Annotated in this window: 12 protein-coding genes; 7 read left to right on the top strand and 5 right to left on the bottom strand. The window is 59.8% G+C overall.

The window, feature by feature from the left end; genetic code table 11:
- Window positions 1-3,312, bottom strand: a complete 3,312-nt coding sequence (locus tag J8C06_RS08940; RefSeq protein WP_211428361.1) for a S41 family peptidase — start codon at window positions 3,310-3,312, stop codon at window positions 1-3.
- A 205-nt stretch (window positions 3,313-3,517) separates the two neighbouring features.
- Between J8C06_RS08940 and J8C06_RS08935 the strand changes: the two genes are divergently transcribed.
- The 3 genes from J8C06_RS08935 to ndk all read left to right on the top strand — a co-directional run bounded on the left by J8C06_RS08935 (window position 3,518) and on the right by ndk (window position 6,141).
- The gene (locus J8C06_RS08935; RefSeq protein ID WP_211428360.1) at window positions 3,518-4,654 is read left to right on the top strand and encodes an MlaD family protein; all 1,137 of its coding nucleotides are present in this window, start codon (window positions 3,518-3,520) and stop codon (window positions 4,652-4,654) included.
- Window positions 4,655-4,715: 61 nt separating this feature from the next.
- Window positions 4,716-5,594 (top strand): succinate--CoA ligase subunit alpha, encoded by an 879-nt coding sequence (gene sucD / locus J8C06_RS08930; protein ID WP_211429875.1) that lies wholly within the window; start codon window positions 4,716-4,718, stop codon window positions 5,592-5,594.
- A 127-nt stretch (window positions 5,595-5,721) separates the two neighbouring features.
- Entirely contained in the window at window positions 5,722-6,141 is a 420-nt protein-coding gene (gene ndk, locus J8C06_RS08925) for a nucleoside-diphosphate kinase (RefSeq protein WP_211428359.1), read from the top strand.
- 101 nt (window positions 6,142-6,242) lie between these two features.
- On the opposite strand, the gene guaB is transcribed toward ndk, so the two are convergent.
- The 3 genes from guaB to J8C06_RS08910 form a co-directional block, all read right to left on the bottom strand.
- Window positions 6,243-7,721, bottom strand: coding sequence for an IMP dehydrogenase (guaB, locus tag J8C06_RS08920; RefSeq protein ID WP_211428358.1), 1,479 nt, complete (start codon window positions 7,719-7,721; stop codon window positions 6,243-6,245).
- A 293-nt stretch (window positions 7,722-8,014) separates the two neighbouring features.
- Window positions 8,015-9,217, bottom strand: a complete 1,203-nt coding sequence (locus tag J8C06_RS08915) for an NAD(P)/FAD-dependent oxidoreductase (RefSeq protein WP_281423818.1) — start codon at window positions 9,215-9,217, stop codon at window positions 8,015-8,017.
- Complete coding sequence (locus J8C06_RS08910) at window positions 9,195-10,571, bottom strand: hydroxysqualene dehydroxylase (RefSeq protein ID WP_211428356.1); 1,377 nt, start codon at window positions 10,569-10,571, stop codon at window positions 9,195-9,197. The genes J8C06_RS08915 and J8C06_RS08910 overlap by 23 nt, the downstream gene beginning before the upstream one ends.
- A gap of 235 nt (window positions 10,572-10,806) precedes the next feature.
- Here J8C06_RS08910 and proS point away from each other — a divergent pair, with 235 nt between their 5' ends.
- Complete coding sequence (gene proS / locus J8C06_RS08905; RefSeq protein WP_211428355.1) at window positions 10,807-12,246, top strand: proline--tRNA ligase; 1,440 nt, start codon at window positions 10,807-10,809, stop codon at window positions 12,244-12,246.
- 43 nt (window positions 12,247-12,289) lie between these two features.
- On the opposite strand, the gene J8C06_RS08900 is transcribed toward proS, so the two are convergent.
- A complete protein-coding gene (locus tag J8C06_RS08900) occupies window positions 12,290-14,077 on the bottom strand; it encodes an ABC transporter ATP-binding protein (protein ID WP_211428354.1) in 1,788 nt (595 codons plus the stop codon).
- Window positions 14,078-14,169: 92 nt separating this feature from the next.
- Here J8C06_RS08900 and J8C06_RS08895 point away from each other — a divergent pair, with 92 nt between their 5' ends.
- The 3 genes from J8C06_RS08895 to J8C06_RS08885 all read left to right on the top strand — a co-directional run bounded on the left by J8C06_RS08895 (window position 14,170) and on the right by J8C06_RS08885 (window position 16,535).
- A complete protein-coding gene (locus J8C06_RS08895; RefSeq protein ID WP_211428353.1) occupies window positions 14,170-14,517 on the top strand; it encodes a PASTA domain-containing protein in 348 nt (115 codons plus the stop codon).
- Window positions 14,498-15,262 (top strand): ribulose-phosphate 3-epimerase, encoded by a 765-nt coding sequence (gene rpe / locus J8C06_RS08890; protein WP_211428352.1) that lies wholly within the window; start codon window positions 14,498-14,500, stop codon window positions 15,260-15,262. Before J8C06_RS08895 ends, rpe begins: the two co-directional genes overlap by 20 nt.
- A 130-nt stretch (window positions 15,263-15,392) precedes the next feature.
- On the top strand, window positions 15,393-16,535 hold the full coding sequence (locus J8C06_RS08885) for an outer membrane protein assembly factor BamD (protein ID WP_211428351.1): 1,143 nt from the start codon (window positions 15,393-15,395) through the stop codon (window positions 16,533-16,535).
- The last annotated feature ends 16 nt before the right edge of the window (window positions 16,536-16,551 follow it).

The raw sequence follows: 16,551 nt of genomic DNA, 5'->3' as shown, positions 1-16,551 counted from the left end.
CTACTTCTTGCGGTGGTAGTTCGGGTAGTCCGGGCGCTTGGGCTTCGCCGGCGGTGGATTTTTGCTCAGTGCCTCCATGACGACCGCTACCGCCCGTTCGAGCTGGGTATCGCGTCCGGCGCGCCACGCTTGCGGGTCAAGGTCAACCTCGATGTCCGGCGCTACGCCCCGATTCTCGATTTCCCACTTGCCTTCCGGCGAATAGAAGGCAAAGTGTGGAGCGGTTACGGTTCCGCCATCCATCAGCACCGGATAACCGCCGATCCCGACCAGTCCCCCCCAAGTGCGCTTGCCCACCAACTGGCCGATGCCCAGTTGACGAAACATCCAAGGCATCAAGTCACCGCCGGAGCCGGCATATTCGTTGACGATCATCACCTTTGGGCCGGGCATGGTTCCAAATGGGGTGCGGAAGTCTTCGCCGTCGCGCACTGCCCAGTAACTCAGCAGCGGCTTGCGCAGGTAATCAATGATGTAGTCCGCCGCTTGTCCGCCGCCGTTGAAGCGTTCGTCCACGACCGCCCCTTGCTTGTCGAGTTGCGAGAAGAAATAACGGTTGAAGTTGGTGTACCCACCGGCTGCCGTGTCTGGCAGCCAGAGATAGGCCAGCTTGCCGCCGCTCAGTTCGGTGACGCGCCGTTTGTTGGTCTCAATCCAGTCCAAGTTGCGCAGACTGGCTTCACTGGCGACCGGGACGACCGTCACCGTCCGCGCATTGGACCCGTCCGGGCTTGGGCTGACCTTGAGCACTACCTGCTTGTCGGCGGTTGCCTCAAAGTAACGGTAAATGTCCTCGGTAGCGACGACCTCCTGTCCGTTGACCGCCAGGATGTAATCGCCCACGTTGACATTGACACCTGGCTGGGTCAGCGGGGCGCGGAGCTGTGGGTTCCAGTTTTCGCCTTGATAAATCTTGGCGATCCGGTACCGACCATTCTCAACGACGTAATCCGCCCCAAGCAAACCACCCGGCACGCGCTTGACTTCCGGCACATCGCCGCCACGCACGTAGAGGTGTCCAACGCTCAACTCGCCGAGCATTTCATCAAAAAGGTAGTTCAAATCCGCCCGGTGCATCACGGCGTTGAGATACGGCTCATATTTCTGGGCCGTTGCCTGGAGATTCAAGCCGTGGTGGGTTGGATCGTAGAAGAAGTCGCGCTCCAGCCGCCACACCTCGCGGTACATCTGCGCCCACTCCAGGCGCGGCTCAACCCGAACTTCCATTTCATCCGTCCGAAGTTTGCCCTCGCCTGGCTTGATCGGTGCCATCAAGGATGCGATGAACCAGTTTTGACCCTGCCGATACAGGCACTTTTCGCCATTCGCCGTCGGTTGGAAGCTAGAAATGCCTTCCAGGATTTTTTCGAGCTTGCGCTTTTCGACGTCAAACTTGTGAACGATGAGTCCGGGGATGCCCGTTCCGCCAAACGTGGACTCATAGATGTAGAGGATGTTGGGCTTGCCGGCGTCGAAACCGACGAAGGCGCGGGCTGGAATCGGCAGCGCGACGATGCGTTGGTTGAGTCCCTCGAAATCAATCACCACCTTTGGCGCTTCCCTGGGTTTGTCACCCGGTCGCCCTGGTATGCCGTTTGGCGGGCTGCCTGGCGGGACGCCGTCGCCTGGCTTTTTATCTTCGGCAGTCTTCTCGTCATCGCTTTCCGGGGCAACCGGCGATGGATCCGTCTTGCGCAACACGGCGGCATGGACCGACCGAACCGTGTCATTCCGGTGCGCGTAGCTCGACATGTCGAAGCCATTGAGCGCCGGGCCAATGTTGGTGCTCGACAACAAGTAGAGATACTTGCCATTGCGGTCGAAGCAGACACTCGTCACGTCGCTGGCGGCATCTGTGATTTGCGTCACCTGCTTGCTTTCGAGGCTGTAAACAAAGGCGGCGCTGTAGGCCGAGCGCATGGGTTTGGTGTAGGCCAACCACTGGCTGTCCGGCGACCATTCCACACCACGCAGACGAAAGCCGGCCCCGCCCGTGGTCCGCGCCGTGTCAAACTTGGTCGGCGTGCCACTTTCGACATCCACCAGCCAGAAGTTGAGCCGTTTGTCAGTGAAGGCAATCTTTTTGCTGTCGGGAGACCAAGTAGGCGAGTAATAAAACGATGGTTCGAGCTTGATGACCTTGAGTTCACCCAGCCCGGTTTGCTCCCGCAGGTGCAGTTCATATTCGCCAGAGGCGTCGGAAAAGTAGGCCACCCATTTCCCGTCTGGCGACCAGGCCGGATCGCGTTCCGCCACGCCGGGCGTCGCCGTGAGGTTGCGGATCGCGCCTTTTTCGGCCGGCACGGTCAGGATGTCCCCGCGCGCTTCAAAGGCAACGCGCATGCCGGTGGGTGAAATTGCCGAAGCCGTGACTCGTGAGCCGGCCTTTTCAAAGCGTGGGCGCACGCCGGCCATGTCGCCATTGAGCGTGATCTTGATGGGCGCATGCTTGCCGCTCTTCACATCAAACACATGAAGGCCGCCAAACTGCTCATACACGATGGCGTCATCACCGCCGACCGCTACGGAAGCCGATTTGATGTCCAGCCCATCATGTTTCAGGGCCGGCGTCACTTTGTTGGAAGCTGGATCATAGGCAAAGAGTGTCACCGGCCCGTTCCGATCGGAGAGGAAGTAGATGGTCTTGCCAACCCACATCGGGTTGAAGTCATTGGTGTCGGCGCGTGGAATTTTCGTCACGCTCGAATCCGCCAGGTTGGCAATCCACAGGTAAGACGCCCGGCCGCCGCGGTAGCGCTTCCAGGCGGCAAAGGCGCGTGGGACCGGCTCGTAAACCAGCTTCGCGCCGTCCGGTGAAAAACTCCCATACGTTGCCATTGGCAATGGCAGCGGCTCGGCCGGGCCGCCGTTTTTGTCAACGGTGAACAATCGTTGGGTACGGCCAGACTCGCTGAGTCGGGCGCTGGCAAACAACACGCGCTTGCCATCGGGCGTCCAGCCTACGGCCCGGTCTGGGTCGGGATGGTAGGTCAGCCGTTGCGGAATGCCGCCCGTTACCGGAACGACATACACATCTGTATTGCCGTCATACTGACCTGTAAACGCAATCAAGCTCCCGTCTGGGGAAAAAAGCGGCTCGGCTTCAATCCCAGGATGGTTGGTGAGTTGAACCGCTTCGCCGCCTGCGCGCGGTGCGCGCCATAGATCGCCAGCGAAGGAAAACACAATGTGCGTACGACTTGCGGTCGGCGTTCGAGCCAGCAAGGGGCGCGTGCCGTCTTGCGCCAAACCAAGACTTGACAAGGCCACCGTAACCACCAGTAGCCAGGAAGCGCGAAGGATACATTGCATGACAGTGTCCCAAAGGTAAGCGGCAGGTTGTGGGGGAAGACAAACGCTGCCGAGTCAGTTGGTTTCAGTTTTACTGCACGCAGCTATACTGTTTTTCGCTTGATATGTTCCAGAAAAGTTTTGTCATCAGCCAAGCGGTTGCCTCGGCCCACGCGGCGCACTATGCTTTGCTCCGCACGGTTGACCCCATCCTGGCGCTCACCGCATGATGCCGCTTCCGCCCATCGAAGAAGAAATTGCCCCAGCGCGCAGCGCCGAACGCTATGAACCGGCCAAGCGGCGCACGTTTTGGCTGGTTGTGTTGGCGCTTTCCGTGGTTGCGGTCGCTGTTGCTTGGCAAGCCTACCAAGCACGTAATCGCTTTACGCTCTATGTGGTCTTTCACGATGTGGATGGTCTGCGACCGGGCGCGGAAGTTCGCTTATCCGGCGTCAAGGTTGGGGCGGTGCAGCGGATCACGTTCGCGGATATTCAGCGGACGGTTCGGCGCGACACCCCACAGGTTCAAGTGGCGCTTGGCATTGACCGTCGCCTGACAGGACTGAACGCGGCGCAGCTCATTCACCGCGATGCTGTCGCGGTTCTGCGGCGCGACGGGACGCTGGCCGACCGCATCGTTGACATCGTGCCCGGCAGCGTTGCGGCGCCACTGGTGGCGGAGGGTGATTTCATTGCCGGGCGAATCGAAGGTGACTCACGCACCATTGCCCTGCGCAGCGCCGACGTGAACGCTAACTTGGCTGGGATGCGCGAGCGCCTGCTAGCCGTTCAGCAACGCATCGAACGCGGAGAAGGCACACTGGGCGCGGCGCTCAAGCGCGAAGAACTCAAAGCCGCCATTGCCACCTTTCAAGCTGAACTGACCGGACTTCAACAATCGCTCCAGACCGGCCCGGGGTTTGCCTCCGTGACCCGTCGGCGGTTGCAACCTCGACTGACGGCGCTTCAACAAGCTGCCAACCAGCTTCGCGCTGATCTTGACGCCGGACACGGGACAGCGGGCCGCTTCCTTGGTGATCCAGCTTGGCGTGAACGTATCACCCGACTCCAGACACGCTATGGCGACCTGACGACGCGCCTGGATGGGCTTCAGCGCGTGGCTGACCAAGGCGCGCTGGGACGATTAACCAAGAACGACGCAACCTTGCGTCAGCAACTCCAGACGACGCGCGACCGCGTCAGTCGCCTCCAAGCGCGGCTAAACCAGGCCGAAGGCAGCGCCGGGAAGTTTCTGCACGATGCTCGCCTCCGGCGGGAGTTGGCCACCTTCACGGCCGAACTGACCAAAACGGTCTATGACGTGCGCGCCTCGCCCTTCAAGTACATCCGACTCAGGTTCTGAGTCCTTTTCCAACCTGCTGCGTGAGCGACCGGTTCACGCGGCAGGCAGAGCTATGCTGCTTATGAGTATCCTGGTCAACAAAGAAACGCGTTTGGTGGTGCAGGGCATTACTGGACGTGAGGGGACGTTTCATGCCCGCCAAATGAAGGATTACGGCACGAACATCGTGGCCGGCGTGACGCCGAACAAGGGCGGCACAACCCACGAGGGCATTCCGGTTTTCGACACGGTGTCGCAGGCGGTCAACGCCACCGGTGCGAACGTGAGCGTCATCTACGTGCCGCCGGCCTTTGGCGCGGACGCCATCATGGAAGCTACCGAAGCCGGCGTAGCGCTCATCGTCTGCATCACGGAAGGCATTCCCACCGTGGATATGATGCGCGCCTTCGACTTCGTCAAAAAGCATGGTGTCCGGCTGATCGGGCCGAACTGTCCGGGCGTCATCACGCCTGGCGAGTGCAAGGTAGGCATCATGCCCGCCCACATTCACCGTCCCGGACGGATCGGCGTTGTCTCGCGCAGTGGAACACTGACCTATGAAGCCGTTCACCAGCTCACGCAACTGGGCCTGGGTCAATCCACCTGCGTAGGCATCGGGGGCGACCCCATCATTGGCCTGCGCTTCGTGGACGTGCTGCGGCTCTTCCAGGACGATCCAGACACCGATGCCGTCATTATGATTGGTGAAATCGGTGGCACGGACGAAGAAACTGCCGCCGCTTTCGTCAAAGAGGCCATGACCAAGCCGGTGATTGGCTTCGTCGCCGGACGAACGGCCCCGCCCGGACGCCGCATGGGACACGCCGGCGCCATTATTGCCGGCGGCAAAGGCACGGCAGTTGAAAAGATGGACGCCATGCGCGCCGCCGGCATGCATGTGGTTGAAAGTCCGTCTGATTTGGGCGCCAAGGTCGCCGAAGTCATTGGCCATACAGCGTGAGGGCCATACGGCGTGAGCTACCCAGCGTCACGACGGCCCGGCTTCAGCTTATTCCAGTTGCCGTTGCAGGTGTGGCATCGCTAACCTGCCCTGGCTCTATTTTGTTTTTCGGGAGTTGAATCGAACCATGTCGCTCGAAACGACGCTTGCCATCATCAAGCCGGACGCCACCCGCGCTGGCAATATCGGCCACATCGTCCAACGCATTACCGACGCCGGCTTCCGGCTGCGCGGCATGCGCCTCATGCATTTGACTCGGCAGCAAGCTGAAGGCTTTTACGCCGTTCACCGCGAACGGTCTTTCTTTGGTGAACTCGTGGATTTCATGTGTTCCGGGCCGGTCGTCGTCATGGCGCTCGAAAAGGAAGACGCCGTCCGCGCCTGGCGCGACCTCATGGGACCAACCAACTCGAAAGACGCCCCCAAAGGCACCATTCGGGGCGACTTTGGAACGGACGTTGGCGAAAATGCGGCGCATGGCTCAGACTCGCCGGAAAACGCCGTGTCCGAAGTCGCTTTCTTCTTTGCGACGAGCGACTTGCTGTAAACGGCAGCCACCCAGCCCCCGCGTAACGGGGCCGCCGCTCCATCATTTTCATTCAAAGCCAAGGTTTGAAGGCGACACAGCCCCACTGGGTTGGTGTCGCCTCACGGCAGGCTTTCAAGCCGGTAGTTAGGGGCTTCCTTCGTGATGATGACATCGTGGACGTGGCTTTCACGCAAACCGGCGGCGGTAATCTTGACAAACCGGGCGTTGGCCTGAAGCTCGGCAATGGTTCGGCAACCGGTGTAGCCCATCCCGGCGCGCACCCCACCGACCAACTGGGTCACGAGCGCCGCCAGGGAGCCTTTGTAGGGAACTTTCCCCTCGATGCCTTCGGGAACCAGCTTGGACTCGACGGCTTCCATGTCCTGTGCGTAGCGGTCGCGGCTGCCTTGCTTCATCGCCGCGAGCGACCCCATGCCACGATAGGCTTTGAAGCTGCGCCCCTGATACAAAATCAGCTCACCGGGGCTTTCATCCACGCCGGCAAACAGCGAGCCGATCATGACCGAATCGGCACCGGCGGCCAGCGCCTTGGTGACATCGCCCGAAAACTTGATGCCACCGTCGCCAATGACCGGAACATTTGCCGCCCGCGCCACTTCCGCGCAGGCCAGAATGGCCGTGACTTGTGGAACGCCAATCCCGGCGACGATGCGGGTGGTGCAGATCGAACCCGGCCCGATGCCGACTTTGACGCCATCCACACCAGCGGCGATGAGTTCCTGTACTGCCTCGCCGGTGGCGACATTGCCGGCCACGAGGTCAACTTCGGGAAAACGGCGCTTGACTTCACGCACCGCCTGGATGACCCGGGTTGAATGACCGTGCGCCGTGTCAACCACGAGGGCATCCACCCGGGCGGCGACGAGTTCCGCGGCTCGCTCCAGATAATCGCCGGTTGCGCCAATCGCGGCCGCCGCGCGGAGGCGTCCCAGGTCGTCTTTGGTAGCATTCGGGTAGCGAATGGCTTTCTGAATGTCCTTGACCGTGATGAGACCCTTGAGGCGAAACTCGTCATCCACCACGAGAAGTTTTTCGACGCGGTGTTTTTGTAGGATGCCACGCGCTTCCTGCAAGGTCGTCCCCACCGGGACGGTAATCAGGTTGTCCTTGGTCATCACCTCGCCAATCGGCAACTCCAGGCGGGTTTCAAAACGCAAGTCGCGGTTGGTCAGAATCCCAACCAATCGTCCATCTTCCGGGCGCACGACCGGAACACCGGAGATATGAAACCGCGCCATGATGGAGAGCGCCTCGGAAATGGGCCGATCGGGTGTCATCGTGACCGGGTCAACGATCATGCCACTTTCAGACCGCTTGACCTTGTCCACTTCGCTACGCTGGGCTTCGATGGACAGGTTCTTGTGAATCACGCCGATGCCGCCCTGCTGCGCAAGGGCGATGGCCATCGCGGCTTCGGTCACGGTATCCATCGCCGCGCTTACAACCGGGATGTTGAGCTGAATGTGCCGGGAAAAATGGGTTGTGGTGTCAGTCTCCGCCGGAAGAACGTCACTTTTGGCCGGGACAAGCAGAACATCGTCAAAGGTCAGGGCTTCTTGGATTTCACGATAGGTCATGGGTACTCACTTTCCGTTGAACCGGGGAAGGCAAAGCGCGCCACAGGATGACTAAACCTGCGCCTATCCTAAAAGCTTGCCCAACATTCTGCCAAGCCAATGGGAGACCCCCAGCGGGACTTCCAACAACCCGCCAAGGCAACCCAGGACCAACCGCCGGACAAGGGAGCGGACGAACTCGGACTGTTCCTTGTGCGCGTTTCTACCTGGGACCCGTCTCCAACTGGGGACTGCCGGAATGATTGCGGCGGCGGTGTTACCCATGCGACAGAGGCTGTTTTTTGGTGAAGAAGCTATTGGCGCTGAAATCCGATTCGGTCACTGAGGCGATCAGCGACCGCGAGTCCGGTCAAAAAGGCAGACTCAACACGCCCGCCAAGCAGGTAGTCGCCGCAGGCATCGAGGTTGAAATCAGCGACGGCAGCTAGGCAGCTCTGGTCAGTCAGAATGGTGGCTGGATTCGCATAGCGCCACTGCTTGACTTGCACCCACTGCAACGTCGGCAGGTCCATCTGTAAGTCGGCATCCAGCGCAGACGCCAGAGTTTGAAGCACCATTCCTTCGGGCTGGTCGAGCAGAGCGCGACTCGCTTTGGGGGTCAACTGGGCAACCGCAACGCTTTGCCCGGCCGGCAAGCGATGGGGCGTTGTGCGGTCGAGCCACATCAACCAGCCAATGACGGCGTCACCGGACGTGGCCCGAAAGGCTCCCGCGCCAGGGTATGCTCCATGGGCTGACGTTGACCAGACAATGGTAAGACACGGATGGTAGTCAATCCCTTCCAGGGCTAGCTGCAACGCCGCAAATGGCGCTGGCAATGGGTGACTGCGGGACAAGAGCTGCGCGGCTTGCGGTGCCGGAAGGGCCAGAATAACCCAATCGGCTTGGCGCGTTCCGCCCAATGTCGTGTTGTCGCCACGGGTGTGGAGCGTCCATTGCCGCGTTGCTCCATCCCAGGCGATGGCTTCGACGAAACACTCCCGAATGATGCGGTCCTCGCCGATCCGCTGAACGATCGCCTTGGCCAGCGTAGTCATGCCGGACTGAAACACATAGCGATAGGGAAACGCCCCGTTTCCAGGTGTCCCCTCGTCAACGGCTTCGGCCAGCGCGGCGTCGAAGTTCTGAAAAGGATAGCTGACCACCGGTGCCGCGAGCGGGCGCATGGCATCCGTTACGCCAACCTCCCGCAGAAAGTCGGCAAAGGACGGATGTTTGACGGTGAAATACTGCGCGCCGTGGTCGAAAACGGCATCCAGGTAGCGGCGGGTGGCCATGCGCCCGCCCAACGCGCGGCTCTTTTCCAGAACCTCGCAGTTGAAACCGCGCTGAACCAACGTGTAGGCCGCTGTCAGTCCGGACAGTCCGGCTCCAATGATAGCGACATCCATTCTGATGAGTGCGACAGTGTGCGCTGTCGGCGCTTCGGGTGAGTTTAGACCGTTGTTATTGAGCTTGTGTTGGCTTGGCGTTTTAGCTTGGTGGCGTGCCACCATGCCACTGTAGGTTGCGTCCGTACGTTTCTAAAATCATTTGCGCGGCACGAAAGCCGGACAAGGTCGCGCCTTCCATGCTCGGCGTGTAGCCGTGGTGGGTAAAATCCCCACAGAGGTAAAAATTCTCAATTGGCGTCTTTTGGGTCGGCCGGCGACTTTCCGCCCCTGGTTCGCAGCGATACAGGGCTTGCGGGATGCGCACAACGGTGCTCTTGACCAAGTTGGCCTGCGCGACTTCGGGAAACAACTCCGTCAGGTCATCGAGACACAGGCGGACAATCTCGCCATCATCGAGGTGGAAGATGTCTTTGGCCGGAGCGACAATCATTTCGATCAAGCACACGTCATCGGCATAGCCCGGACTCGTCACTGAAAGGTTGACGACCAGCGACATCACCGTGCCAATGGCAAACACCGCGTTGTCCATGGTCACCACTTGGCGGTCGAAACGAAGTTGCACGGTGATGACCGGAATTTCTTCGACCTGCCAGAGCCGTGAGAAGAAGGGGAAACTCCAGGCCTGTCCGGGCAAAACTTCGCGCAGCGCGTGGAGTTCCATGGCCGAAACGTAAACGTCGCCGGTCAGGTAGTCGCCATTGGTCAACTCAAGGCCGAGGGCACGTGGCTCATCATTGGCGAAGTCAATCCGTGCCAATCGAGCATTGGTGCGAATTCGTGCGCCACGCTTTTCGAGATACGCCTGAATTGGTTGGAACAAGCGCTGGCACGGATCGCCATCCAGAAAGCCAATGCGGGTGGCGTTCAACCCTTGGGCAATGGAAGCCATCTGGAAAATGATGACCCGGGCCGAAACTTCATCCGGGCGGAGAAAGCTGACGGTCCGCGACAAGGGATCAAAAAAGCGCCCGATGGCTTCCCGGTTGACGCCTAGGTTGGTGGCCCAGTCGCTGAAGTTCTTGATGTCTTGATTTTCGATGAAGTTCTTGTCACCAGTAAACGCCGGTAGCAATCCGGTAAGCAGCTTGAGCTTGTCGCCGAAACCGAGCAAATCGCTGCCAATCATCGAGCGCAGAATCTCAACCGGGCCGGCCGACGGTGAGAACGAGATGTTGGAAATTTTTCCACCCTTGCTCGCATAAACCAATTGTTGTTTCTTCCACTTGATGCGGTCAGCAATCCCGACTCGTTCCATCAAGGCAATCAGTGACTTGTAGCTACCGCGAATGACGTGCGGGGCGGTTTCGACCCAGTCGCCGTCCTTGTCAAGCCACGAGGACACTCGTCCACCTAGCACCGGGCGTTTTTCCAGAACCTCGACCTCATAGCCGTTGTCGGCCAGTTCGACGGCGCAGGCCAGTCCGGCCAAACCAGCGCCAATAACGATGACTTTCATAAGGCAACAACCAAAGCTCGTGCAATCCGGTTGAACGCGCAGGACCTTCACCCCACAACGCCAAGCGTGAGATAGACGATATGCGGAATATGGCCAACTACGCTAGCTGTTTTCCCTAGTCCTGAATGCAAACTTACGAACGGTCCTGGTGCCGTTGACCTATCGGCAGCGGCAAGGTAAACACGGGCTGGCCGGGCCAGTTTGGCTCGATGACTCTTTTCTTTCTGGTTACTCCATGTCTGAACAAAAGCTGCCAACGCGCGCCGAAGACTTCAACGAGTGGTACAACCAACTGGTGCTTCGGGCGGAGCTTGCGGATTACGCGCCCGTCCGGGGCTGCATGATTGTCCGGCCCTACGGCTGGGCCCTCTGGGAAAACATTCAGGCGGCGCTGGATCGCCGCTTCAAAGCCACCGGACACCTCAACGCCGCGTTTCCAATGCTCATTCCGAAGAGTTTTCTCGAACGTGAGGCATCGCACGTCGAAGGCTTTTCACCGGAACTTGCCGTGGTCACGATTGGCGGCAACAAGGAACTCGAAGAGCCGCTCGTCGTGCGTCCGACCTCCGAAACGGTCATCGGGCATGCCTATGCCAAGTGGATTCAGTCCTACCGCGACCTGCCGGTGCTGATCAATCAGTGGTGTAGCGTCGTCCGGTGGGAGCTGCGCACGAAGCTCTTTTTGCGGACGCTGGAATTTTTCTGGCAGGAAGGCCATACCGCGCATGCCACCTTTGAGGAAGCCGAGGCCGAAACGCGCCAAATGCTTGATGTCTATACGGATTTTGCCGTCAACGAGGCCGCGCTGCCGGTCATTCCGGGCATCAAGTCCGAATCGGAGCGGTTTGCCGGCGCGGATCGAACCTACTCCATCGAGGCCATGATGGGCGACGGCAAAGCCTTGCAAGCCGGCACGTCACACAACCTTGGTCAAAACTTTGCCAAGGCGTTTGATATTCAGTTTCTCGACCGCGATGGGGAACGCAAGTTCTGCTGGACGACCTCCTGGGGCATGTCCACCCGGATTGTCGGGGCGATCATCATGGTGCATGGCGACGACCAGGGGCTGGTGCTGCCACCCCGGCTGGCGCCGTTTCAGGTCGTCATCGTTCCCATTCACAAAAACGACGACGAGCGGGCAGCCGTCCTGGAAGCCGCGGACGGTTTGCGTCGCGAACTGGCCGCCGCTGGTCTGCGGGTCAAACTCGACACGCGGGATGGCCTCACTCCAGGGTTCAAGTTCAACGACTGGGAGATGCGCGGCGTTCCGCTCCGGGTCGAAGTCGGCCCCAAGGACGTAGCCAAGGGTACGGTGGTGCTGGCGCGCCGCGACCGCCCCGGCAAGGAAGGCAAGGCGTTTGTCGCGCGCGAGGGGCTTGCAACTACCGTGGCGGCCACGCTGGACGACATCCAGGCGGCGCTGCTCGCCAAAGCGACAGCCTTCCGAGACGCCAACATCCACGATGCGCCGACCTACGAGGCGTTCAAGCAGGCCATCGAAACCGGTTTTGCGCGGGTTTGGTGGGATGGCGATGCTGACCTCGAACGCCAAATCAAGGAAGAAACCAAGGCTACATTGCGCTGCATCCCGCTGGAGCAACCTGGCGAATCTGGAACTTGTTTCATGACTGGGCGTCCGGCCAAGGCCCAGGCTATTTTTGCGCGGGCATACTGAGCATGTGCCGGAAAATGGACCGGGGCGCTCGGCCGCTGCGCTCTCAACTGGTTTGAGCCAGCAGTTGCAGTTCGTAAAGCCGCCGATACGTGCCCTGGGCCGCCGTCAGGGTGGCATGGTCGCCAACCTGGACAATGCGTCCGCGCTCAAAGACCAGAATGCGGTCGGCCCGTTGAACCGTGGCAAGCCGGTGGGCAATGACCAACGTGGTGCGCCCCTGCATCAGCGTGGCGAGCGCGGCTTGTACGGCGTGTTCTGATTCGGCATCGAGCGCCGAAGTCGCTTCATCGAGCAGTAGTATTGGAGCATCGCGTAACAGGGCGCGCGCAATGGCGATACGCTGGCGCTGCCCGCCCGAAAGCTCGCGGCCGGCTTCCCCAATGCGGGCTGCGTAACCGCCACGTTCGACAATGAAATCATGCGCATGCGCGGCGCGGGCGGCCCGTTCGATGTCGGCGGGCGTCGCATCCAGCCGACCATAGGCAATGTTTTCGGCAAAGCTGCCGTCAAACAGGATGGCTTCCTGTGGCACATACGCCATCAGGTGGCGGAGCGCGTGACGTTGAAATTGGCGAATGTCCAGACCGTCCAGGGTAATCGTGCCGTGGGTTGGGTCATAGAACCGCAGCAGAAGCGCCATCACCGTGCTTTTGCCGCCGCCGCTGGTACCCACCAGGGCGACCGTTTCACCCCGCCGCACCGTAAAGGTCACGCTTTCCAGCGCTGGTGTCGCCGTCTGGGGATAGGTGAAAGAAACGTGCTGAAACGCCAAGGTTTCGTGAAAGGCTGCCGTCCCGCGCGCGTCGGGCGCGTCGGTCACGGTCGGTGGTTCATCGAGCAAGGCAAACAACCGATTCGCCGAAGCGGTTACCTGCTGATAAGCATGGTAGGTTTGGGTGAGTTTGCGAATGGGGTCGTAGAGACGTACCAGGGCCAGGAGCGTGGCCGTGAAGGCTCCGGCCGTTAGCTCGCCGGTCGCAATCAGTCGGTGGGTGTAAAAAATGACGCCTGCTCCCACCATGACGCCCAGAATGTCAAGTAACGGTGATGGCAGAAAGAGGGCGCGTGCCGTGCGGAGGTTGAAGCGGCGGAGACGTTGGGCGGCCGTCTGAAAGCGTTTGCGCTCGTGGGTTTGCGCTCCGTACGCCTGGACGACGCGATACCCGGCCAGCACCTCCTGCGCCAGCGCCAGGACCTCTTCAAGCGCCTGTTGGGTGGCCCGACTCGACTGGCGTAAGCGCCCGCCAAGCTTGGCCGTCAGGACTGCAATGAGCGGCACGACCCCAAGCGTCAGCAGCGTGAGCTTCCAGGAAAGCATCAGCGCCAGGATCAGGAGGCCAACCAGCGTGAAGCTTTCGCGTAGGGCATCGGCCAAATACTGCGCCACGCCAGACTGAACTTTTTCGACATCCGTTATGAGACAGGTGGTGAGTTCCGCTGTGCGGTGACGGTCGAAAAAGGCCGCCGACTGGTCGAGCGCATGTGAGAAAAGCTCCGTCCGCAGTGTGACGATGACCAGTTGACCAACCGAGGTCAGTAGAAAATTAGCCATGAACTCCAATGCGCCACGCAGCAAGCTGAAACCGATGAGCAGGCCGAGAACGACCATCCAGTACGCGCTGCCAGAGGGAAGCCAGGCGCTCAGGCGCGGAAGCGCAACCCCGCCAACCACGCCGGGGAGTGCGCCGCCGCCCAGGCCGTCAAAAATAGGCTGGATGAGTGCCGTCCGGGCCGCTTCAAAAAGACCAACGCCAGCCGCCGCGAGGATCGCCAGGGCAATCCGCCCGGCGTGGGGGCGCGTATAGCTGAGAAGTCGCAGCAAATCCTTCATAACCCGTGACTCTAAAACGAGTATGACGGCTGAAGAAATGAATTAACGAACTGGTTGCTGCTTTTCCTAAGCGGGTGCTAGAGTCGCATCCCATGGCAAGTGTAGTGAGTGGTCAGCAGCCGCACCGCACGATAGGTTCATGGCTAAAGCGCGCCTTGTGGCGATTGACGGTGGCGATTTTGCTTGTCCTGGCCTTCGTGGCGGGTAACATTGCTACCTGTTACTTTACACGCGGAGAGCGGGTTGCCGTCCCGAATGTGGTTGGGAAGACTGAGCGCGAGGCGCGTGAGTTGTTGGAAAAAAGTGGGTTGCGGGTGGTTGTCATCGAAGTCCCTGACGCCCCTGAACCGATTGGGACGGTCACCCGTCAAAACCCCAAGGCGGGCAGCATCGTCCGCAAGCCTTTTCCGGTGAAAATCAATGTCAGTCGCGCGCAATGAGCCTGTTGATGTTCTGTCTGGCGCAAACGAGCCGCTTGCGCCGGGGCACCCCATAACCGAAGTCAAAATTGCGCCTTCCATTTTGTCCGCCGACTTTGCCCGGCTTGGTGATGAAGTTGGGCGGGTCGAAGCGGCTGGCGCCGACATGATTCACGTAGATGTCATGGATGGTCACTACGTGCCCAACTTGACCATCGGGCCACCGGTCGTTGCGGCCTTGCGTAAGGTAACGCACCTTCCGCTCGATGTGCATTTGATGATGACGAATCCAGATGCTTTTCTGAAGGACTTCCGGGAGGCCGGTGCCGATTCCATATCCGTTCATGTGGAAGTTGTTCACCATTTGCACCGAACCCTCGATGCTATCCGGGCGTTGGGTGCGCGGCCTGGTGTCGTTCTCAATCCGGGAACGTCCCTGGCGCTTCTCGATGAAATTCTGCCGTTCACTGATTTTGTCTTGCTCATGACAGTCAATCCGGGTTTTGGCGGGCAACGTTTTATCGAAGCTTGCCTACCGAAGGTCGCGCGTTTACGCCAAATGATTGATGCGCGTGGGTTGCAGGTTGCCATCGAGGTGGATGGCGGCATTGGACGGCATAACATCCGCGCACTGGTCGAGCAGGGAGCAACGTGGATCGTCGCCGGTTCTTCAATTTTTGGCGCGCCCGATCCGGGACTAGCCGTGCAGCAGTTGCGGGCGGCGGCAACGGGCGCTGGATACGCCACCCCCTACGCTGCCGTTTAGTTTCTTGTGAAGGATTCTTAGCGGCGAGATGGCTGTGGCACAACAGCCATCTCAGGCGTTTTACTCGCGGAGGACGTTGAACTTGCTTAAACAAGGGTTCCTTGAGCAAACATTGAGGCGTGGTTGGGTCATGCTGGCGCTAGCGACATTCGTCGTTGCTTCGCTTGCCTGTGGAAGCCCAAAGAAGAAGGTGACAACAGAGGAAATCCGTGAGGGGCGTGACCGTGAGCTTTACGCCGAGGGGCTGCGGGCGATGCGCAAACGGCGCTACGAAGAAGGCCGCCTGCTGTTGAGCACCTTGATCGGCAGCTACGACAGTAGTCCACTGCTTCCGTTGGCCAAACTGCTGATTGCCGATTCTTTTTACCGTGAGGGTGGATCGTCCAGCCTCGCGCAAGCGGATGTTGAGTACCGTGAGTGGTTACAATTTTTTCCGCAGCATCCGCTCGCCGATGACGTCTTGCTCAAGATTGCACAGATTCACGTTCGCCAGATTGGGCCGGCCAACCTCGATAACTCGGAGGCCCGCCGCGCCGAGCGTGAGTTGTTACGCTTGACCCGCGAGTATCCGCAATCAAAGCTCCAGCCACAGGTGCAGGAGTATCTCAAGTTCACCCGCGAGCAGCTTGGCATGCACAGCCTGGGGGTGGCCCGTCTGTACTTCAAGCAGCAAAAATATGTCGCCGTGAAGGGACGCTGTGAAGGCATCATTCGGAGTTACCCGGATTTTACCTATATGGATGAAACCCTCTTCCTGCACGGCATTTCGCTGACGCAACTGGAAGACACGCCAGAAGCGGCGAAGTCCTTTGCCCGTATTGTCCGGGAATACCCCAATAGCGAATGGCGCGACAAGGCAGCGGAATACTTGGAACGGTTTGGCGTCGAAGTGCCGGCCCCGGCTGAGGGCGCGGAAGTCAAGCAGGTTGTCCGCAAAGGCTTTATCAAGCGCAAGTTTGAAGAGATTTTCGGACCGACGGCCAGCGTGACGAAAGAGGGCATCATCCTCAAGAAAGACGACACGATTGATCCAGAGGTCGAGGAGCTTTTGGTGAGCCTGGGCGTGCGGACCGATGTCGTAACGCCGGAATCCACAGTGACAAGCCAGGGCAAGCAAATTCAAACCTATGGTCAGCGCGCAGATGGTCAGTCACCGTCAACGCCCCCGCCGGCAGCCCAACCAACCCCGGCACCGAAAACTGTTTCTGAGCCGACACCAAAGGTGTCAGACCCCAAGAAAAACAAAAAATCAAAAGCTCAACCGCCTCGCTAACCAATGTTCAACCCAT

Source organism: Chloracidobacterium validum (genome assembly GCF_018304825.1).
Taxonomy (GTDB): Bacteria; Acidobacteriota; Blastocatellia; order Chloracidobacteriales; family Chloracidobacteriaceae; genus Chloracidobacterium; species Chloracidobacterium validum.
Note: the sequence above shows the minus strand (reverse complement) of the source record. Positions and strands in the feature narration are given on the sequence as shown.